Source organism: Falsiroseomonas ponticola (genome assembly GCF_016805305.1).
GTDB classification, from domain to species: Bacteria; Pseudomonadota; Alphaproteobacteria; order Acetobacterales; family Acetobacteraceae; genus Falsiroseomonas; species Falsiroseomonas ponticola.
In genome coordinates this window covers 141873-158398 of record NZ_JAERQN010000006.1, presented here as the reverse complement: position 1 = coordinate 158398, position 16526 = coordinate 141873, and the positions used below count along the sequence as shown (strand labels likewise).

At 70.0% G+C, this 16526-nt stretch carries 16 protein-coding genes; all 16 read right to left on the bottom strand.

Features of this window, described 5'->3' with window-relative positions; genetic code table 11:
• Positions 1-1128, bottom strand: coding sequence for a CaiB/BaiF CoA transferase family protein (locus JJI54_RS18520; protein WP_203074542.1), 1128 nt, complete (start codon positions 1126-1128; stop codon positions 1-3).
• The gene (locus JJI54_RS18515; RefSeq protein ID WP_203074541.1) at positions 1128-2330 is read right to left on the bottom strand and encodes a CaiB/BaiF CoA transferase family protein; all 1203 of its coding nucleotides are present in this window, start codon (positions 2328-2330) and stop codon (positions 1128-1130) included. The genes JJI54_RS18520 and JJI54_RS18515 overlap by 1 nt, the downstream gene beginning before the upstream one ends.
• Complete coding sequence (locus tag JJI54_RS18510) at positions 2330-3499, bottom strand: acyl-CoA dehydrogenase family protein (protein ID WP_203074540.1); 1170 nt, start codon at positions 3497-3499, stop codon at positions 2330-2332. The genes JJI54_RS18515 and JJI54_RS18510 overlap by 1 nt, the downstream gene beginning before the upstream one ends.
• Positions 3500-3553: 54 nt before the next feature.
• Positions 3554-4942 carry an MmgE/PrpD family protein gene (locus JJI54_RS18505; RefSeq protein ID WP_203074539.1) on the bottom strand — a complete coding sequence of 463 codons (1389 nt, stop codon included), beginning with the start codon at positions 4940-4942 and terminating at the stop codon, positions 3554-3556.
• Complete coding sequence (locus tag JJI54_RS18500) at positions 4939-5823, bottom strand: polysaccharide deacetylase family protein (RefSeq protein WP_203074538.1); 885 nt, start codon at positions 5821-5823, stop codon at positions 4939-4941. The genes JJI54_RS18505 and JJI54_RS18500 overlap by 4 nt, the downstream gene beginning before the upstream one ends.
• 61 nt (positions 5824-5884) lie before the next feature.
• Positions 5885-6631, bottom strand: coding sequence for a GntR family transcriptional regulator (locus JJI54_RS18495; protein ID WP_203074537.1), 747 nt, complete (start codon positions 6629-6631; stop codon positions 5885-5887).
• A gap of 93 nt (positions 6632-6724) precedes the next feature.
• Positions 6725-7405 (bottom strand): DUF2848 domain-containing protein, encoded by a 681-nt coding sequence (locus tag JJI54_RS18490; RefSeq protein ID WP_203074536.1) that lies wholly within the window; start codon positions 7403-7405, stop codon positions 6725-6727.
• A gap of 10 nt (positions 7406-7415) precedes the next feature.
• Complete coding sequence (locus JJI54_RS18485) at positions 7416-8789, bottom strand: TRAP transporter large permease (RefSeq protein WP_203074535.1); 1374 nt, start codon at positions 8787-8789, stop codon at positions 7416-7418.
• On the bottom strand, positions 8786-9388 hold the full coding sequence (locus JJI54_RS18480; RefSeq protein ID WP_203074534.1) for a TRAP transporter small permease subunit: 603 nt from the start codon (positions 9386-9388) through the stop codon (positions 8786-8788). Before JJI54_RS18480 ends, JJI54_RS18485 begins: the two co-directional genes overlap by 4 nt.
• Positions 9389-9408: 20 nt before the next feature.
• Positions 9409-10482, bottom strand: coding sequence for a TRAP transporter substrate-binding protein DctP (gene dctP / locus JJI54_RS18475; protein ID WP_203074533.1), 1074 nt, complete (start codon positions 10480-10482; stop codon positions 9409-9411).
• Between the two features lie 32 nt (positions 10483-10514).
• Entirely contained in the window at positions 10515-11318 is an 804-nt protein-coding gene (locus JJI54_RS18470; RefSeq protein WP_203074532.1) for a putative hydro-lyase, read from the bottom strand.
• A 91-nt stretch (positions 11319-11409) separates the two neighbouring features.
• Positions 11410-12324, bottom strand: coding sequence for a LysR family transcriptional regulator (locus JJI54_RS18465; RefSeq protein ID WP_203074531.1), 915 nt, complete (start codon positions 12322-12324; stop codon positions 11410-11412).
• A gap of 23 nt (positions 12325-12347) precedes the next feature.
• Positions 12348-13250, bottom strand: a complete 903-nt coding sequence (locus JJI54_RS18460; protein ID WP_203074530.1) for a LysR family transcriptional regulator — start codon at positions 13248-13250, stop codon at positions 12348-12350.
• 7 nt (positions 13251-13257) lie between these two features.
• Entirely contained in the window at positions 13258-14034 is a 777-nt protein-coding gene (locus JJI54_RS18455; RefSeq protein WP_203074529.1) for an enoyl-CoA hydratase-related protein, read from the bottom strand.
• Entirely contained in the window at positions 14031-15179 is a 1149-nt protein-coding gene (locus JJI54_RS18450; RefSeq protein ID WP_203074528.1) for a CaiB/BaiF CoA transferase family protein, read from the bottom strand. Before JJI54_RS18450 ends, JJI54_RS18455 begins: the two co-directional genes overlap by 4 nt.
• Positions 15176-16525 carry an FAD-dependent oxidoreductase gene (locus tag JJI54_RS18445; RefSeq protein WP_203074527.1) on the bottom strand — a complete coding sequence of 450 codons (1350 nt, stop codon included), beginning with the start codon at positions 16523-16525 and terminating at the stop codon, positions 15176-15178. The genes JJI54_RS18450 and JJI54_RS18445 overlap by 4 nt, the downstream gene beginning before the upstream one ends.
• Position 16526: the final 1 nt, after the last annotated feature.

Sequence of the window (16526 nt, the reverse complement as noted above, 5' to 3'; positions counted from 1 at the left end):
TCAGCGGCCGAGGCGCTGGCGCGCCTCCGCGATCACCGCTTCCGTGTGTTCGCCGAGCGCCGGCAGGGTTGGATCGAGCGTGCCGGGTTCGTCGCGGAACTTGATGGGCAGGCCGATATGCAGGTTGCCTTCCTCGTCGCGGACCAGCATCTGCCGCGCGGCCGCATGCGGGCGGTGGAAGGCCTCGTGCAGGTCGAGCAGGGGTGCGAAGCAGACGTCGCGGCCCTCGAACCAGGCTTCCCATTCGTCGCGCGTGCGGGTCAGGAAGGTCTCCCGCAGGAAGGCCTTGGCGGGTTCATGCGCGGGGCCGGGCGGGCCGCTGGCGCCGGCGATAAGGTCGTCGCGGCCGAGGGCGCGCAGCAAATTCTCGACGAATTTATGCTCGCTGCCGCCGAGCACGACATGCCTGCCATCCTTCGTCGCGTAGATGTTGTAGAAGGCGCCACCGCCCCATTGGCGGACCTGCTTCACATCCGGCGCGCGATCCGCGCCGAGCACGGCACCGGTGGCGTTGGGCAGCCAGGACAGCGTGGCGTCGTACATCGCCATGTCGATCACGTCGCCGCGTCCGGTCTTCTCCCGCCGCAGCAGCGCCATCAGCACGGCGGAGAGCGCGAGGAGGGAGGCGGTGGCATCGGCGACGGGCACGTTGGGATGCGTCGGCAGGCCATCCTGGCCGAGATTGGTGGAGAGGGTGCCGGCCAGCGCCTCCACCGCCAGGTCATGCGCGGGCTTGTCGCGCAGCGGGCCGTCCTGCCCGAAGGCGGAGATGGAGCAATAGACCAGGCGCGGGTTGAGCGCCGTCATCGCCGCGGGGCCGAAGCCGAGGCGATCCGCGACGCCGGGGCGGAAGGCTTCCACGAAGACATCGACGGTGCGGACGAGGTCGTACAGCGCCGCCAGCTGGTCCGGCTTCTTCAGGTCCAGCACGATGGACTTCTTGCCGCGATGCGTGTTGCGGAACCAGACGCTCTGCCCGCCCGCGCGTTCGCCGATGTTGCGCACCGGCTCGCCGGAGGGCGGTTCCAGCTTGATGACTTCCGCGCCGTGGTCCGCCATGACGGTCGTCATGTAGGGGCCGGGCAGGAACAGCGAGAGATCGAGGACGCGGATACCGTCGAGCTTCATCAGATGGCCCCAAGCGCACGCAGCTGCGCGATCTCCGCCGGCGTATAGCCGGCCTCCGTCAGCACGGCCTCGCTATCCGCGCCATAGCCGGGGCCGGCGCGGCCGGGCAGGCGCTGCCCGTCGAGGCGGATGGCGTTGGCGACGACCTTGAGGTCGGGCCGCGCCGGATGCGGCAGGTCCAGCACGCCGCCGCGGGCGCGGAAATACGGATTGTCCAGCGCCTGGCCCAGGCCGAGCACGGGCGCGACCGGGACCTGGCCGGCCAGCGCCGCGACCCATTCGGCGGAAGTCCTGGCGCGCATCACGGGATCGAGCGCGGCCATCAGCGCCTCCCGGTTCGCGAGGCGTGCGTCGAAGCCCTTGAACCGCGGATCGGCGGGCAGGTCTGGCAGGCCGGCGATGGCGCAGAACTTCCGCCAGAAGCCGGGCTTGATGCACATGACGAAGACATGGCCATCGGCGGTCGGGAACATCTCGCAGGGCACGATGAAGGGATGGCCACCGCGCGGGCGGCGCGGCACCTCGAACCCGTCATTCAGGTACCAGGTCGCGACATAGGTGAGCGTCTGCATCGCGACATCGTAGAGGGAGACATCGAGGTCGCAGCCGCGGCCCGTCGCGCGCGCGCCGTTCACGCCGGCCAGCAGAGCCATCGCGGCGGTCAGGCCCGACATGAAGTCCACCACGGAGAGGCCCGCGCGCGCCGGCAGCGCCTCGGGCTCCCCGGTCAGGGCGCAGAAGCCGGCCTCGGCTTGCGCCAGGTAGTCATAGGCGGGCCAGGCGGCGCGTTCGCCCTCCCGGCCATAGCCGGAGAGGTGGACGCAGACGATGGAGGGCTTCACGGCGGAGAGCGCGGGGTAGTCGATGCCGAGCCGCGCGGGCAGGTCGCCGCGGAGGTTGTTCAGCACCGCATCCGCATCGCGCACCAGGCGGTGCAATGCCTCCCTTGCACCGGGCTTGCGCAGATCGAGCGTCAGGCTCCGCTTGTTGCGGTTGAAGGATTGAAAATACTGGCTGTCATTCTCGCCGAGGGCGAAGCCGCCGGTGTGGCGCGCGATGTCGCCGGGCGGCTCCGCCCCGTCACCGGGCGGAGGCTCCACCTTGATGACCTCGGCGCCGAGGTCGGCCAGGTTCATGGTCGCGAAGGGGCCGGCGCCGAACTGCTCGAAGCTGATGATCCTCAGCCCCTTCAGGGGCAGCATCACGCCGGGAACCGCTCGATCAACTGCTTCGCGATGATCATGCGCTGGATCTCGTTCGTGCCTTCGCCGATGCACATCAGCGGCGCATCGCGGTAGTAGCGCTCCACATGGTATTCCTTGGAATAGCCGTAGCCGCCATGGATGCGCATGGCTTCCAGGCTGTTCTCCACCGCGGCCTCGCTGGCGTAGAACTTGGCCATGCCGGCTTCCATGTCGCAGCGCTCCCCGGCGTCATAGGCACGGGCGGCATCGTAGGTGAGGAGGCGGGCGGCCTGCACGCGCGTCGCCATCTCGCCGAGCTTGAGCTGGATCGCCTGGTGCTGGCAGATCGGCTTGCCCATGGTCTTGCGGATCTGGCTGTACTTCACGCTGTCCTTCAGCGCGGCAGACGCCAGCCCCACGCCGCGCGCCGCGACATTGATGCGGCCGAGTTCCAGCCCGCCCAGCGCCGTCTGCAACCCGCGGCCTTCCTCGCCGCCGATCAGGTGGTCGGCGGGGATGCGGTAATCGTCGAAGACCAGCTCCGCGCTGTCGATGCCCTTGTAGCCGAGCTTCTCGAGCTTCTTGGAGACGGTGAAGCCCGGGCCCTTCGGCGCGATCACCATGGACATGCCCTTGTGGCGCGGCGTCGCCTCCGGGTCCGTCTTCACGAGCAGGGCGAAGCAGCTGCCCTGGATGCCGTTGCTGATCCAGGTCTTGGTGCCGTTGATGACGTAGTGGTCGCCATCCCGCCGCGCGCGGGTGCGGATGGCCTGGAGGTCGGTGCCGCAATCCGGTTCCGTCAGCGCGAGCCCGCCCCGGATCTCGCCGGTGGCGAATTTCGGCAGCCAATGCGCCTTCTGCGCGGCCGTCCCCATGCGGCTGACGCAGGCCGCCATGATGAGGTGGGAGTTGAAGATGCCGGAAAGCGACATCCAGACTTCCGCGATACGCTCGACGATCTTCGCATAGGTGGTGGCGGAGAGACCGAGGCCGCCATATTCGGGATCGATGGTCGCGCCGAACAGGCCCAGCTCCTTCATCTGCTCGACCATCTCATGCGGGTATTCATCCGCATGTTCCAGCTTCAGCACATGCGGCCGCACGTCGCGGGCCAGCCACTTGTCGATGGCGTCGAGCAGCGCGGCCTCTTCCTCATTGGCCTGCGAGCGGGCGACATGCGTGTCCATGGCTGGTGCTCCCGTGGAATTTGTCCGGACAAATAAGGCCGGGGAGGCGCCGCGTCAATCACTTCCGCCGGTGGTGGCGGACAGGATCGCGACATCGGCCAGCGTTTCGATCCCCGTCACGAGGTCGCGGATGCGCGTCGCCCGGTCCTGCGGCACCGGAGGGACGGCGTGGCCGCAGCAGCGGAAGAATTTCTCCTCGTTCTCCTCCGCCGTCAGGGGCACGGCCGGGTGGCCATAGGTGTGGGCCAGGTGCTTCACGTGGCGCGTGCCATTGGCGAGCGTCACGATGATCTCTTGCGGGTCCAGTGCATTCTCGTTCGTGTTGCCGTCCGGTTCGATCCGGACGCGGGATGCGAAGGCATGGACGCGCGGGTCGCGCAGCGCCTCGCCCCGGAAATCCGGCACGTCGCAGCGCCCCTTGGCCAAATAGACGCCGGCGACGAAGGGCAGGCAGAGCTTCGCGTAGTTGGAGGCGGGATCGGGAATGTCCGGCCGCCCGACCAGGCGCCGCACCAGCGGCGGCACGCGGCACGTCACCTCCGCGACGTCGTCGGGCGCGAAGCCCTGTTCCCGCATTAGGTCGCGCAGCGCATGCACGACGCCATGCGTCAGGCGGCCGGAGGGGAAGGGCTTGTGCGAGAGTTTTTCGAGTTGCCACTCGCGTCCGAGCGCCTTCTCGACGCGATCGGGATGCACGTTCTCCTCGATCAGCGTGAAGTAGCCGTAGCGGCCGGTGAAGACGTCGAGCGGCCCCTGCATGCCGGCGGCGGCCAGGTCGCAGGCCTCGATCGCGCCGCGGGCATTGAAGCCGATCTGGAGGCCGAGCAGGGGCGAGCCTTCGAGATGCGGCTGCAGCGTGCCGCTGGTCTGGCCATACATGTGGCCGAAGGCGCTGCGCGTCGTGGCCTCGTCGAAGCCCGCCAGGTTGGCGATGGCGGCGACGGCGCCGAAGCCGCCGGCGGTGGCGGGGCGGAAGAAGCGCAGCGCGGAATCGGTCGCGACGCCGAGCAGGCCCGCGATATCGACGCCGACCGCCATGGCGGCGATGAAGCGGTCGCCGGACACCGGGCGGCCCTGCGCCGATTCCCGTTCGCACCACGCGAACAAGGCGGAGAGCAGCGTCGCCATGGGGTGGACCACGGCGCCTTCATGGACGCAGTCGAATTCCAGGCAGTGGATGAGGTAGGCGTTGACGATGGCGGCCGATCCCGCGGCCATGCGGCGGCCGCCGATCCAGCTTGTCGCCTCATCCCCCGCGCCCCAGCGCTCCGCCAGGTCCAGCACGGTGTGGACATTGGCGCCGCTGCTGCCGGCGATGCCGACGCCGAGCGTATCCAGCAGGAAGGTCCGGCCCGCACGGATTGCGCCCGGGGAGAGGTCGCTGTGCCGCACCCGCACCGCATGGGCGGCGAAGGCGGCGGCGATGTCGTAGGACGTGCTCATCGGGCAGCGGGCTCCGCGGGCGGGGGGGTGTTGGCGGCGAAGGCGCGGGCGATCTCGGCGCGCGTGGCCATCCAGACGCCCGGCTTGCTGCGGGCATACTGGAGAAACTTGCCGAAGGCGCCGATGCGGCCGGGGCGGCCGATGATGCGCAGATGCACGCCGAGCGACATCATCCGCGTGGCGCTGGCCCCTTCCTCGTAGAGCACGTCGAAGGTCTCCACGGCGTAGTCCAGCCAGTGCTGCGGCGTATAGCCCGGCGCCAGCCAGAACTTCATGTCGTTGCTGTCGAGGGCATAGGGCATGATGACGATGGCGCGCGGGCCGTCCTTCGTCTCCACCACGTCCCAGCGCGGCTCGTCATCGGAGAAATCGTCCATGTGGTAGAGGAAGCCCTCCTCCGCCAGCGTGGTGCGCAGCCGCGGGGAATGCAGGTAGCGGGACAGCCAGCCGATGGGGCGATGGCCGGCGGTCGCGGCGATGGAGGTCACGGCCTTGCGCACGAAGTCGCGTTCCCGCCCCTCGTCATAGGAGAATTGGTGGATCCAGCGCCAGCCATGGCTGCAGGCCTCGTGCCCGCCTTCGGCGATGGCGCGCCCGATCTCCGGCGCCCGTTCCAGGGCGACGGCGGCGGCGGTGAAGGTGGCCTTGACCTCGTGCTTCGCCAGCTGCGCCGCCACCCGCGGCCAGCCTGCCCGGATGCCGTAGAGGTAGTTGGATTCATTCGCGAAGTTGCGGATCGGCACCTTCAGGTGGACGCCCAGCTCATCGACCGGCTCCGGCCCCTTGTCGCCGTCGCGCACCGACATCTCGGCGCCTTCCTCCACATTCACGACGATGGAGAGGGCGAGGCGGGAATCCTGCGGCCATGGCGAGGTCGGCATCCGGGGCACCTGCTGTTGTCCGGACAAATCCTAGGCGCAGCTTTCCGTGTGCGGAAGCCCCTCAGCCCTCGCCGCGGCGCAGCCGCATCGCATAGGTGAAGCGTTCCGCCGGGTGCCATGAGCGGGAGAGCAGCAGCGTCGCGCCATCCGTGCCGAGGTAGCGGCGCAGGAACCGCATGCCGACGGCGCGCGGCTTGCGGCCGAGCGCGGCGGCGACGGCGGCGGACATGGGCGCGGCCGTGATCTCCTGCACCACCTCCGCCACCTCCACCCCGAAGCGGCTTTCGATCATGGCGTAGATGGCGCCCCGTTCCGGCAGCGCATTGGCGATGGCGGCGAAGCGCGGATGGATCAGGACATCGGCGGTCGCGATGGGCAGGCCATCCTGGCCGATGCGCAGGCCCTCCAGCGTCAGCCATTGCTCCCCGACCGGCGCGGGCACGGCGGCCGCATCCTCCGGCGTCAGCGGCGCCATGCGGCGGCTGCGGATGTCGAGGCGGGTATCCGCGGCGTATTGGAACAGCGCCTCGATGCTGCGCATGGACTGCACCGTGCCGCTCGGTGCCTCCCGCGCCACCACCATCGTGCCGGCGCCCTGGCGGCGCTCCACCAGGCCGGATTCGACCAGGCGGCGCAGCGCCTCGCGGATGGTGTGGCGGGAGACCCGCAGCGTCTCGCAGAGCTCGGCCTCGGTCGGCAGCAGGGTGCCGACGGCGTAGTCCCCCTGGGCGATGGCGTCGCGGAGCTGGGCCTCGATCCGGGCATAAAGCGGCAGGCCGGCGCGATCAGCGCCCTGCGACGTCCCCACGCTTGAAGGAGCGCCCCTGCCCGCCATCCACCGTGTCCTTCCCCTGTTGCGGAAGGCTAGCCGCTGATTTTTGTCCGGACAATCGCCGTGTCGTCACGATATGACGGGAAGGGCCTGGATGTCGTAGGCGTGGCGGATCCTGCGGCGGAGCACGGGATCGTTCAGTTCCATGGCGAATCGGGTGGCGGGCCGGATGCCGCCGATGGCGCCGAGCGTGCCGCAGAACATCAGGCTGCCCGGCGGAAGGGCGGGGCCGCCCGGGCGGCGCGCCAGCAGGTCCCGCGGATGGCGGAGCGCGGCGAGGCTGCCCTGCTGGTAGGGCACCTCCACGCCATCGATGGTGGCGGTGGCGCGCATCTCCAGCGCGTCCCAATGGCCTTCCACCTCCTCGAACCGCCAGAGCGTGGTGCCGACCGGCTTGCCGCAGAGCTGCTTGGACAGCGCGATGCCCGCCGCTTCGGCCTTGCGGTCCGTATGGTCCGAGCCGAGGCCCAGCCAGAGGCCATCGGCGAGCGAGAGGAGGACGGGCTCGACCTCTCCGGAACTGTCCGGGCCCAGCACCTCCAGCACCGGGGCCTGGGTCAGGTTGGCGGCGGCGGCGCGGTAATAGACGGGGACGGAGGAGGGGGGCGGCACGCCGATGGCGGCCAGTTCCTCGATATGGTGGCGCACCGCCGCCTCGTCGCGGCCGGCCCAGCCGGCGATGACCAGGGTCGAGACCTCCACCGCCACGCGGTCGGTGCCGGTGGCGGAGATGCGGTCGAAGGTCAGCATGCCATGCTCCTCAGGGGCCGACCGCGCGGGGCAGCCAGAGCGCGATGTCGGGCATGATCATCATCAGCACGATCGCCAGGATGTAGACGGCGCAGAAGGGCAGCACGCCCGCGAAGACGTCGCCGATGGCGCCACCATCCTTGCGCAAGCCCTGCAGCACATAGAGCACCGTGCCGTCCGGCGGGCTGATGAGCGCGATCTCCACCAGCATGGTGACGACGACGCCGAACCAGATCGGGTCGTAGCCCAGCGCCGTCACCACCGGGAAGATCACGGGGATGGTGGTGATGATCATGGAGAAGCCCTCCATGAACGTCCCCAGCGCCAGGTAGAAGCCGATGATGAGCGCCATGATCGCCCAGGGCGGCAGCGGCAGGTGGGAGACGAGGCCCGCCATCATCTGCGGCACGCCGAGCATGGTGATGACGTAGTTCAGCACATAGGCGCCGAGCAGGATGAGGCCGATCATCGCCGTGTTGCGCGCCGTGGCCTCCGCGCTGGCATGCAGCATGCGGAGGGAGAAGCGCCGTTCCACCACCGCGATGCCGATCGCGGCGACCACCCCGAGCGCGGCCGATTCGGTCGGCGTGGCCAGGCCCGCATAGATGGTGCCCAGCACGATCAGGATCAGCACGATGGTGGGGATCAGCCCGACCAGGCCGCGGATCTTCTCCCCCATCGGGATCACCGGGCCGGGCGGCGGCGCGGCGTTCTTCTTCAGCAGGATCACCGCGATGAACAGCGCCATGACGAGGATGGAGGGGCCGACCGCCGCGAGATAGAGCGCGCCGACGGAGGTTTCCGTGATCAGCGCATAGATGATGAAGGTGATGCCGGGCGGGATGAGGTTGCCGAGCGCGCCGCCCGCCGCGAGGCTGCCCATCACCATCTTCGGGTCGTAGCCGCGCCCCTGGAAGAAGGGCATGGCGACCGATCCCATGGTGGCCGCGGTGGCGACGGAGGAGCCGGAGATGGCGGAGAAGACGCCCGACGCCACGATGTTGGTGTGCAGCAGCCCGCCCGGCATGCGGTTCAGCCAGAGGTTCAGCGCGCGGTAGAGCCGTTCCGACAGGCCGGCGCGCAGCAGGATCTCCCCCATCAGCAGGAAGAGCGGCACGGCGACGAGCACGAAGGAGGAGGAGGGGCTCCAGGCCGTCTGGCCCAGGAAGGCCCAGAAGGGACGGTCGGAGAAGACGAAGCCCGCCAGCAGGCCGAGCACGCCGAGCGCCGCGCCGACATAGATGCCGGCCGCGAAGAAGCCGCCGAAGACGCCGAGCAGCAGCAGCACCGCGCCAATCGGCACATCAGCGCCACCACCCACCCCCATCAGCGACATGCCGAGGAAGATGACCAGCATCACCAGGATGAAGACGACGGCGATCATGGCTTCGTCTCCGTGACGCCCAGCGCTTCCAGCGCCTCCTGCGCCTCCTCGTCATAGCCGCGGGAGGAGAGGTTGCGCTCCACCTGCTTCGCATCGCCCAGGATGGCCAGCAGCAGGTTCTCCACCAGCATGCAGGCGATCAGGGCGAGGAACACGACCATGCCGGCGGCCCAGAGGCCCTGCGGGATGGCGAGCGGCGTGCGCAGCAGGCTGATGTCGGTGGCGTTGAACAGCAGGCTTTCATCCACCAGGTCCCAGGCGCCCTTGGCGATGAAGGCCATGAAGACGCCGAGCGCCAGCAGCGAGAGCAGGTGCAGCCAAATGCGGATGCGCTGCGGCAGGCGGTTCACCAGCATGTCGATCCGGACATGGGATCGCTGCGTCAGCGTATGCGCCAGCCCCCAGGAAAGCCCGAAGGCCAGCATGTAGCCGGTGATCTCCGTGGTGGATTGCGTGCTGACGCGCAGGATGGCGCGCGCCAGCACATCGAAGGTGATGAAGAAGGCACAGAGCACGAAGCCCCAGCCGGCGACGAGCCCCATGGCATGGCCGAGGAAGCCGACCGCGCGGCGCAGGCCGGTCGCGGCCCGCAGGATCAAGGGTGCGGGCCGCTCCACGCTCAGCGGGCCTCGTAGCGCGTGCCGGAGATCGGCGCGACGATGCGGTTGTAGGTCTCCCCGCAGCCGGCGCCGCAGCGGCGGACGAAGGCGGGCAGCACGTTGTTGGCCAGGATGCCGCGCAGGGTCTGCAGGTCGTCCGGCGTGGGGCGGGAGACGGTCATCGGCCGGTTCTCCACCAGGCGGCCGATGGAGCAGTTGGCGCGGTCGCCGATGTTGCAGGCGATGCCGTCCTCCGACGCCGCGTCGCCGAGCTTCCACTGCTCGTCCTGGATCTTGGCGAAGGTGCTGGTGATGAGGTCGCGCGCCGGCGCGTCCAGGCGGTTCCACCAGGCCAGGTTGATGAAGTAGCCATAGGTGGACCAGGCGACGGGCAGCGCATACATATGCGTCGTCACCTCATACCAGCGGGCGCCATTGCCCGAACCGGTGCCGGTGATGGCGCAATCCGCCACGCCGCGTTCCAGCGCCGCATAGACTTCCGGGAAGCCGATGCCGACGGCCTGGCCGCCGATGGCGGCGACGAAATCGTTGATGCTGCCGCCACCCGTGCGGATGCGGCGGCCGCGGAGATCGGCCAGCGAATTGGCGCGTTCGCGACAGAACAGCACCTGCGCGGGGTAGGGCGCCATGGCGATGATGCGCACCCCGAAGCGTTCCAGTCCGCGATTGACCTCCGGCATCAGCGCTTCCGCCACCTGCCGGGCCTGGCCGATGGTGGGGTTGAGGCCGGCGAGGTCCACCATGTCCAGCAGCGGCACATCGCCGGCGACGGTGTTGAGCGGCACGGCGCCGATCTCCACCTGGCCGGAGCGGACCAGGCGGATGATCTCCGGCCCGTTCAGGTTGCGCTCCGGCCAGGCGGCCAGGTTCACGCGGATGCGGCCATTGCTGGCGGCGGCCAGGCCATCGCGCAGCAGCGGGATGTCCACGCGCGTGTATTGCGGGATGGCCGGCGTCGGCTGCGTCACGGCCTGGATGGTGATCTGCGGCTGCGCCAGCGCGGCGCCGGCCGAAAGGCCGATGGCAAGCGCGGCGCCGAGCGCGGCGCGGCCCAGTTGGACGATGCTGGTCATGGTTCCCCTGTTCTCCCTGTCGGTGGCTGTCACTACAGCATGGCGAGGCTGCTGTTGCGGAGGTCCGTCACCAGCATGGCGCCGGGCGCATGGGTGATGGCGAAGTCGGGCTTCGCCGCGGCGATCACGGCCTGGGGCGTGACGCCGCAGGCCCAGAAGACGGGAAGCTCATCGGCGCCGACCTCGACCGCGTCGCCATAGTCGGGGCGGGACAGGTCCTCGATCCCGATGAGGTGCGGGTGGCCGATATGCACGGGCGCGCCATGCACGCCGGGGAAGCGCGTGGTGATCTGGATGGCGCGAATCGCATCCGCCGGCGGCAGGGGCCGCATGGAGACGACCATCGGCCCGCCGAAGGGCCCGGCCGGCGCGCAGGCGATGCTGGTGCGCCACATCGCGACGTTGCGGCCCTGCTCCACATGCCGGAGCCGGATGCCATGCTCCATCAGCGCGTGTTCGAAGGTGAAGGAGCAGCCGAGCACGAAGGCGACGAGGTCATCGCGCCAGAGATGGGCGATGCTGGCCGGTTCCTCCACCAGCTCGCCCTGCCGCCAGATCCGGTAGCGCGGCAGGTCCGTGCGCAGGTCGAGGTCGAGGCCGAGTTCGGGGATGCGGGGGCTGCCCGGCTCGCTGATGCCCAGCACCGGACAGGGCTTCGGGTTGCGCTGGCAGAAGCGGAGGAAATCGCCGGCCAGCGCGGCGGGCAGGATGGCCAGGTTGCCCTGCACGAAGCCGGGGGCGAGGGAGGAGGTGTGCCCGGCCAGCCTGCCCCCGCGCGCCGCCAGGCGCACGCCGCGCCCATCCAGCGGCATCGGCGGCAGGGGGTGGTCCGGCATCGGCGCTCCTGGGCAAGGTGTCCGGACAAATCATGCCGGTCCTGGCCATAGGCGCCAATCGTGTTTTCGAATGTTTTCCGATCACCGCGGCTTATCGGTGGCCGGCTTCCCCCGCCACCTCCACCGCCAGTTCCGCCAGGCGCCGCGCCAGCGCGTCATCCGGCCCGGCGGGCCAGGATGCGGTGAAGGCGATGTCAGGGGGTGTCAATGTCGTCTCCACCAGCCGCAGCGTGCCCTCCGCCAGCTCCCGCGCCACCACCGCGGGGGGGATGACGGAAAGGCCGATGCCGTCCAGCGTCATGCGCACGATGGTGGCTAGCGACGCATTGCCGAAGACGCGCGGCGCCGGGCCATCCGCGCTGCGCAGCGCGGCGGAGAGGGCGATGGTGGGCGCGGTGCTGCGGGGATAGGTGATGATCGGCAGCGCCAGCACCGCGTCGCGGTCCAGCGGCTCCGCCGGCAGCGCCAGGCGCGGGCTGGCGGCGAAGGCCAGCGGGTAGCGGCAGAGCGGCAGGTTCGCCATCTCCGCCTCCACCAGGGGCCCCATCAGGAAGGCGAGGTCGAGGCTATGGCTCGCCAGCGCGCCACGCAGCGCATGGGTCACGTCCACCTCGATGTCCAAGGTGACGGAGGGGTAGAGCGCATGCGCGCGTTCGATGAAGCGGGCGAGCCAGGTGTGGACGATGGTTTCCGCCACGCCGAGGCGCAGCACGCCGCCCACCGCGCCGGGTCCGGCCACGGCTTCCAGCATCTCGGTGCGCAGGCGCAGCATGCGCTCCGCATAGTCCAGCAGGCGGCGGCCCTGCACGGTGGGCACCACGCCGCGGCCGGCGGCGGGTGGCGCGGCCCGGCCGCGTTCCAGCAGCCGCACGCCCAGCTCCGCCTCCAGCGCCGCGATGCGCTGGGAGACGGCGGGCTGGGTCGTGTTCAGCCGCTCCGCCGCGCCGCGGAAGGAGCGGAGGCGGGCCACCCAGAAGAAGATCTCGAGGCTGCGCAGATCGGCCATGCGGGCGCAGCCTGCGGGCTTGCTCAGGCGGTGTCGAGACGCCCCATCTCCTCCACCAGCCGCGCCGCCAGCTGCCGCGCGGGGGCGGTCGGGGCCCGGCTGGCGGGGACCAGCAGGCCGATGCGCAGCGCGTTGATGGCGGGGCTGTCGAAGGGGCGCCAGGCGACCTCGCCGCGCTCGATCTCCTCCAGGAAGCCGAGGCGGGTGAAGAAGGCGATGCCCATGTTGAGGCGGATCGCGGTCTTCAGCGCCTGGATGGAGTTGGAGACGAGGCGCGGCCGCAGCCCCGAGCGGAAGCGCGCGAAGCCGGCATCGACATCGGCGGAGCGGGGCAGGGGCCCGGCCTGGGCGAGGAAGGGATAGGGCGCGACGTCGTCGAAGCTGACCTCCCGCTTCTGCCGCAGCGGGTGGTCGGCGGGCATGACGACGCCGATCGGCGCCGGCACCTCATGCTCGAAGCGTAGCGAGGGTGGAGTCGGGCCCACGAAGGTGAAGCCGAGATCGTATGTGCCGTCAGCAACCAGGCGCGGCACCTCCGCCGGGTTGGCGGCATCCAGCGCATAGGTGACCGCCGGGAAATCGGCGCGGAAACGGTCGAGGGCGCGGGGCAGGAAATCCACTAGCAGGCTGTCCACCGCCGCGATGCCGACATGGCCGGTGCGGGCGGCGCGGAGGTCATCGATGCGGGATCGCACGCGATCGAATTCCACCAGCGTGCCGACGACATGCTGCAGCAGCAGATCGCCCGCCGCCGTAAGCCGCATGCCGCCGGGCAGGCGATCGAAGAGCGCGGTGCCGAGTTCTTCCTCCAGGATCAAGATCTGGCGGTTGAGCGCGCTGGCGGAGACGTTGAGGGCGGCGGCGGCGCGGCGCACGGAACCGCGCCGCGCCGTCTCCCGGAAATAGGTCAGGGCGGCGGCGTGCACGGGGCCGTCAGGTGCCGGACCAGACGGGCTTGCGCTTTTCCACGAAGGCGCGGACGCCCTCATCCTGGTCCTTGGATTGCAGCGCCTCGATCAGCGCGGGCAGGCGCGCGGCCTGGGCTTCCTGGGCGGTGAGGTGCGCCGTGCGGCGGACGGATTGCTTGATGGCGCGGACGGAGAGCGGCGCGCAGGCCAGGATGCCGTCCAGCCACCGGTCCACGGCGGCGTCGAGACCGTCCTGCGGCACGACCTCATTCACCAGGTGGAAGGCGAGTGCTTCCTCGGCCGTGATGCGCCGGCCCGTCAGCATCATGCCCATCGCCATGCGATGGGGAATCTGCCGTTGCAGCAGCGCCATGCCGCCATCCAGCGGCAGTCGGCCGAGGCGTGGTTCCGGCAGGCCGAGGGTCGCGGTCTCCGCCATGACGATGAGGTCGCAGCCCAGCACCATCTCGAACCCGCCGCCCAACGCATGGCCGTTGACGCGGGCGATGACGGGCACGTCGAGCGTCGTGCGCAGCGCGATGCCGCCGAAGCCGCCGGGGCGGGGCGCGGCCCAATACTCCAGCCCCGTCATCCCGCCGCCATCCTTGACATCGGCGCCGGCGCAGAAGGCGCGCGTGCCGGCGCCGGTCAGCACCACGGCCCGGATGTCGCGACGTCCCTCGATCTCCGTCCAGATGCGCTGGAGCTCGGCCTCCGTCGCGCGATCGACGGCGTTCATCGCCTCGGGCCGGTTCAGCGTGACGCGGGCGACGTGGTCCGCGACCTCGAAGAGAACGGTCATTCGGCTGCGATGCCTCGCGTGAGTTCGGCCTTCACTTCCTCCGTGTGCTTGCCGAGTCTCGCGGGCGGGATGCGCAGCGTGACCTTCGCGTCGGACATGTGGATGGGGGAGCCGACCAGGCGCATGGGCTCGATCTCGCCGGGGCCTTCCAGGATCATCTCGTTGATCCGCGCCTGCTCGTCCTCCAGCGCCTCCGCCAGGCTCCGGACGGGGGCGCAGAGGAGGTCCTGCGCTTCGAGCCGGGCGAGCCAGTAGGCGGTGGTGTTGGATTTGAAGCGCTCGCGGAAGATCGCCTGCAGCGCGGGCTTGTTGGCGACCTGGTCCTCGAAGGTGGTGAAGCGCGGGTCGCGGCCGAGATGGTCGATCTCCAGCGCCGTCGAGATGTCGCCCAGCGGATCGGCCTTGAAGGCGCCGACCATGACCAGCGCGCCGTCGCTCGTCTCGAAGACGCCCGACAGCGGCATCGCGCCCCAGTTGATCTCCTTGCCGCGCATCAGATGCGCCGCGCCTTCCTGGGTCTGCGCCGCCAGCATGGAATCGAGCAGCGAGACGGCGATGCGCTGGCCGCGGCCTGTCTTCTGCCGCTGCAGGATCGCGAGCAGGATGCCCTGCACCAGATGCATGCCCGCGGAATAGTCCGCGAAGGTGGTGGCGTGGACATAGAGCGGCTGGTCGGCATTGGACCGGCGATGCATGACGCCGGACATGGCCTGCGCCAGCACGTCCTGCCCGCCCTTATGCGCATAGGGGCCTTCCAGCCCGAAGCCGGTACCGACGGCATAGATGATGCGCGGATTGACCTTCGACAGGTCTTCCCACCCGAAGCCCAGGCGTTCCATCACGCCGGCGCGGAAATTGTTGACCACCACGTCGGCGGTGCGGACCAGGTCCAGCACCACCTGCCGTTCCTCCGGCTTGCGGAGGTCCAGCACCACGCTGCGCTTGTTGCGGTTCAGCGAGCAGAAGACCGGGCCGAGCGGGCCGGCGGGATCGGGGAAGGAGGTGCGGGAGAGGTCGCCCTGCGGGCGTTCGATCTTGATGACGTCGGCGCCGAAATCGGCCAGCGTCTGCGTCGCGACCGGGCCCATCATCACCTGGGTGAAGTCGATGACTCGGATGCCGTCCAGCGGCAGGGGCGTGCTCATGCCGCCGTCTCCAGGATCTTCGCATTGGCGGAGGGGCGGTCACCCGGATCGCCACCCTGCGCGCGCACGGCCGCGCAGATGGCGGCGGGGGAGACAGCGCGCGGTGCGATGCCGCCCTGCACCGCGAGCGCGGCGGCGACGCCGGCCGACTGGCCCATCGCCATGCAGGGCGGGATCTCCCGCGACTGCTTCTGCGCGGATTCGGTGGCGGAGTAGTGCCGCCCGGCGGCGATCGCGCCATCCAGCCCCTTGGGCAGCATGGCGCGATAGGGGGTGTAGTAGTCGCGGCCGCGCGCGACGGTGTCGGGGAAGTGGACGCGGTCCTGCACATCCTCCTTCGTCACGACGTAGTCGCCCTGCAGCAGGCGCGTCTGGCGGATGCCGAGCTGCGGCGCGACATCGATGACGAAGCAGTTCTGGAAGCCCGGCATATGGGCCCGGGCATACTCCACCAGCGCGTAGATGCGCTTGCGGCCTTCGAAATCCGCCTTCGACATGTCCTCCACCGACAAGCCGTCATAGCCGATGAGGTGCGGGCAGTTGCACCAGACCACGCCGGGAAGCGGCGTCTTCAGCCACCAGTATTCCCAGGATCCGCCCATGATCTTCTTGGCCTGCTTGTCGAGGGCGGCGTGACGCTCCGGCTCCTCGAACTGCACGCGCTCAGCCTCATCGGTATCGACGCCGCCCAGGCGGAAGACGGTGGTGACCATGTAGGCGCCATGGGTGAAGGCGCCGCCCGCGGCCGCGACCACGTCGAGGTCGCCGGTCGCGTCGATGACGACATCGCCCATGATGGCCTGGCGGCCGGCCTTGGTCTCGCAGACCACGCCCTTGATGGCGCCGTCCTGCACGATGGCGGAGGAGAACCAGGAATGCATCCGCGTCTCGACGCCGGCCTCGGCCACCATCTCATTGGCGATGCGCTTCCAGCCATCGGGATCGAAGGTGGCGGCCATGACGATGGGATGGGGGCGGACATGGGAGCGGAAGTCGAAGACGCCCCAGCGCGCCCATTTCCGGTACATCGCCCAGTCGGTCAGGCGCTCGGCTTCCGGCGGATAGACGCAGGCGCCGACGCGCGCCATGCGGTCGATCATCTCCATGCAGATGCCGGTGGTGGTGACTTCATGCCCGTTATGCATGTCGTCCAGCACCAGCACCATGCCGCCCGACGCGAGGCCGCCGAGGTAGGGGTAGCGTTCCAGCAGGGTGACGGAACATCCCATCCGCCGCGCCGCGACCGCGGCCGAGAATCCGGCCGGCCCGCCGCCGACGACGACGACATCCGACCGCGCGACAATGGTCGCCTCCCGCGGCGTTTCCTGCACGCGCTGCGTGACCATG

Bases quoted from the DNA above. Each gene is read 5' to 3' on its own strand.
- JJI54_RS18520 (WP_203074542.1), bottom strand. From the start codon at position 1,128: ATGAAGCTCGACGGTATCCGCGTCCTCGATCTCTCGCTGTTCCTGCCC.
- JJI54_RS18515 (WP_203074541.1), bottom strand. From the start codon at position 2,330: ATGCTGCCCCTGAAGGGGCTGAGGATCATCAGCTTCGAGCAGTTCGGC.
- JJI54_RS18510 (WP_203074540.1), bottom strand. From the start codon at position 3,499: ATGGACACGCATGTCGCCCGCTCGCAGGCCAATGAGGAAGAGGCCGCG.
- JJI54_RS18505 (WP_203074539.1), bottom strand. From the start codon at position 4,942: ATGAGCACGTCCTACGACATCGCCGCCGCCTTCGCCGCCCATGCGGTG.
- JJI54_RS18500 (WP_203074538.1), bottom strand. From the start codon at position 5,823: ATGCCGACCTCGCCATGGCCGCAGGATTCCCGCCTCGCCCTCTCCATC.
- JJI54_RS18490 (WP_203074536.1), bottom strand. From the start codon at position 7,405: ATGCTGACCTTCGACCGCATCTCCGCCACCGGCACCGACCGCGTGGCG.
- JJI54_RS18485 (WP_203074535.1), bottom strand. From the start codon at position 8,789: ATGATCGCCGTCGTCTTCATCCTGGTGATGCTGGTCATCTTCCTCGGC.
- dctP (WP_203074533.1), bottom strand. From the start codon at position 10,482: ATGACCAGCATCGTCCAACTGGGCCGCGCCGCGCTCGGCGCCGCGCTT.
- JJI54_RS18470 (WP_203074532.1), bottom strand. From the start codon at position 11,318: ATGCCGGACCACCCCCTGCCGCCGATGCCGCTGGATGGGCGCGGCGTG.
- JJI54_RS18465 (WP_203074531.1), bottom strand. From the start codon at position 12,324: ATGGCCGATCTGCGCAGCCTCGAGATCTTCTTCTGGGTGGCCCGCCTC.
- JJI54_RS18455 (WP_203074529.1), bottom strand. From the start codon at position 14,034: ATGACCGTTCTCTTCGAGGTCGCGGACCACGTCGCCCGCGTCACGCTG.
- JJI54_RS18450 (WP_203074528.1), bottom strand. From the start codon at position 15,179: ATGAGCACGCCCCTGCCGCTGGACGGCATCCGAGTCATCGACTTCACC.
- JJI54_RS18445 (WP_203074527.1), bottom strand. From the start codon at position 16,525: ATGGTCACGCAGCGCGTGCAGGAAACGCCGCGGGAGGCGACCATTGTC.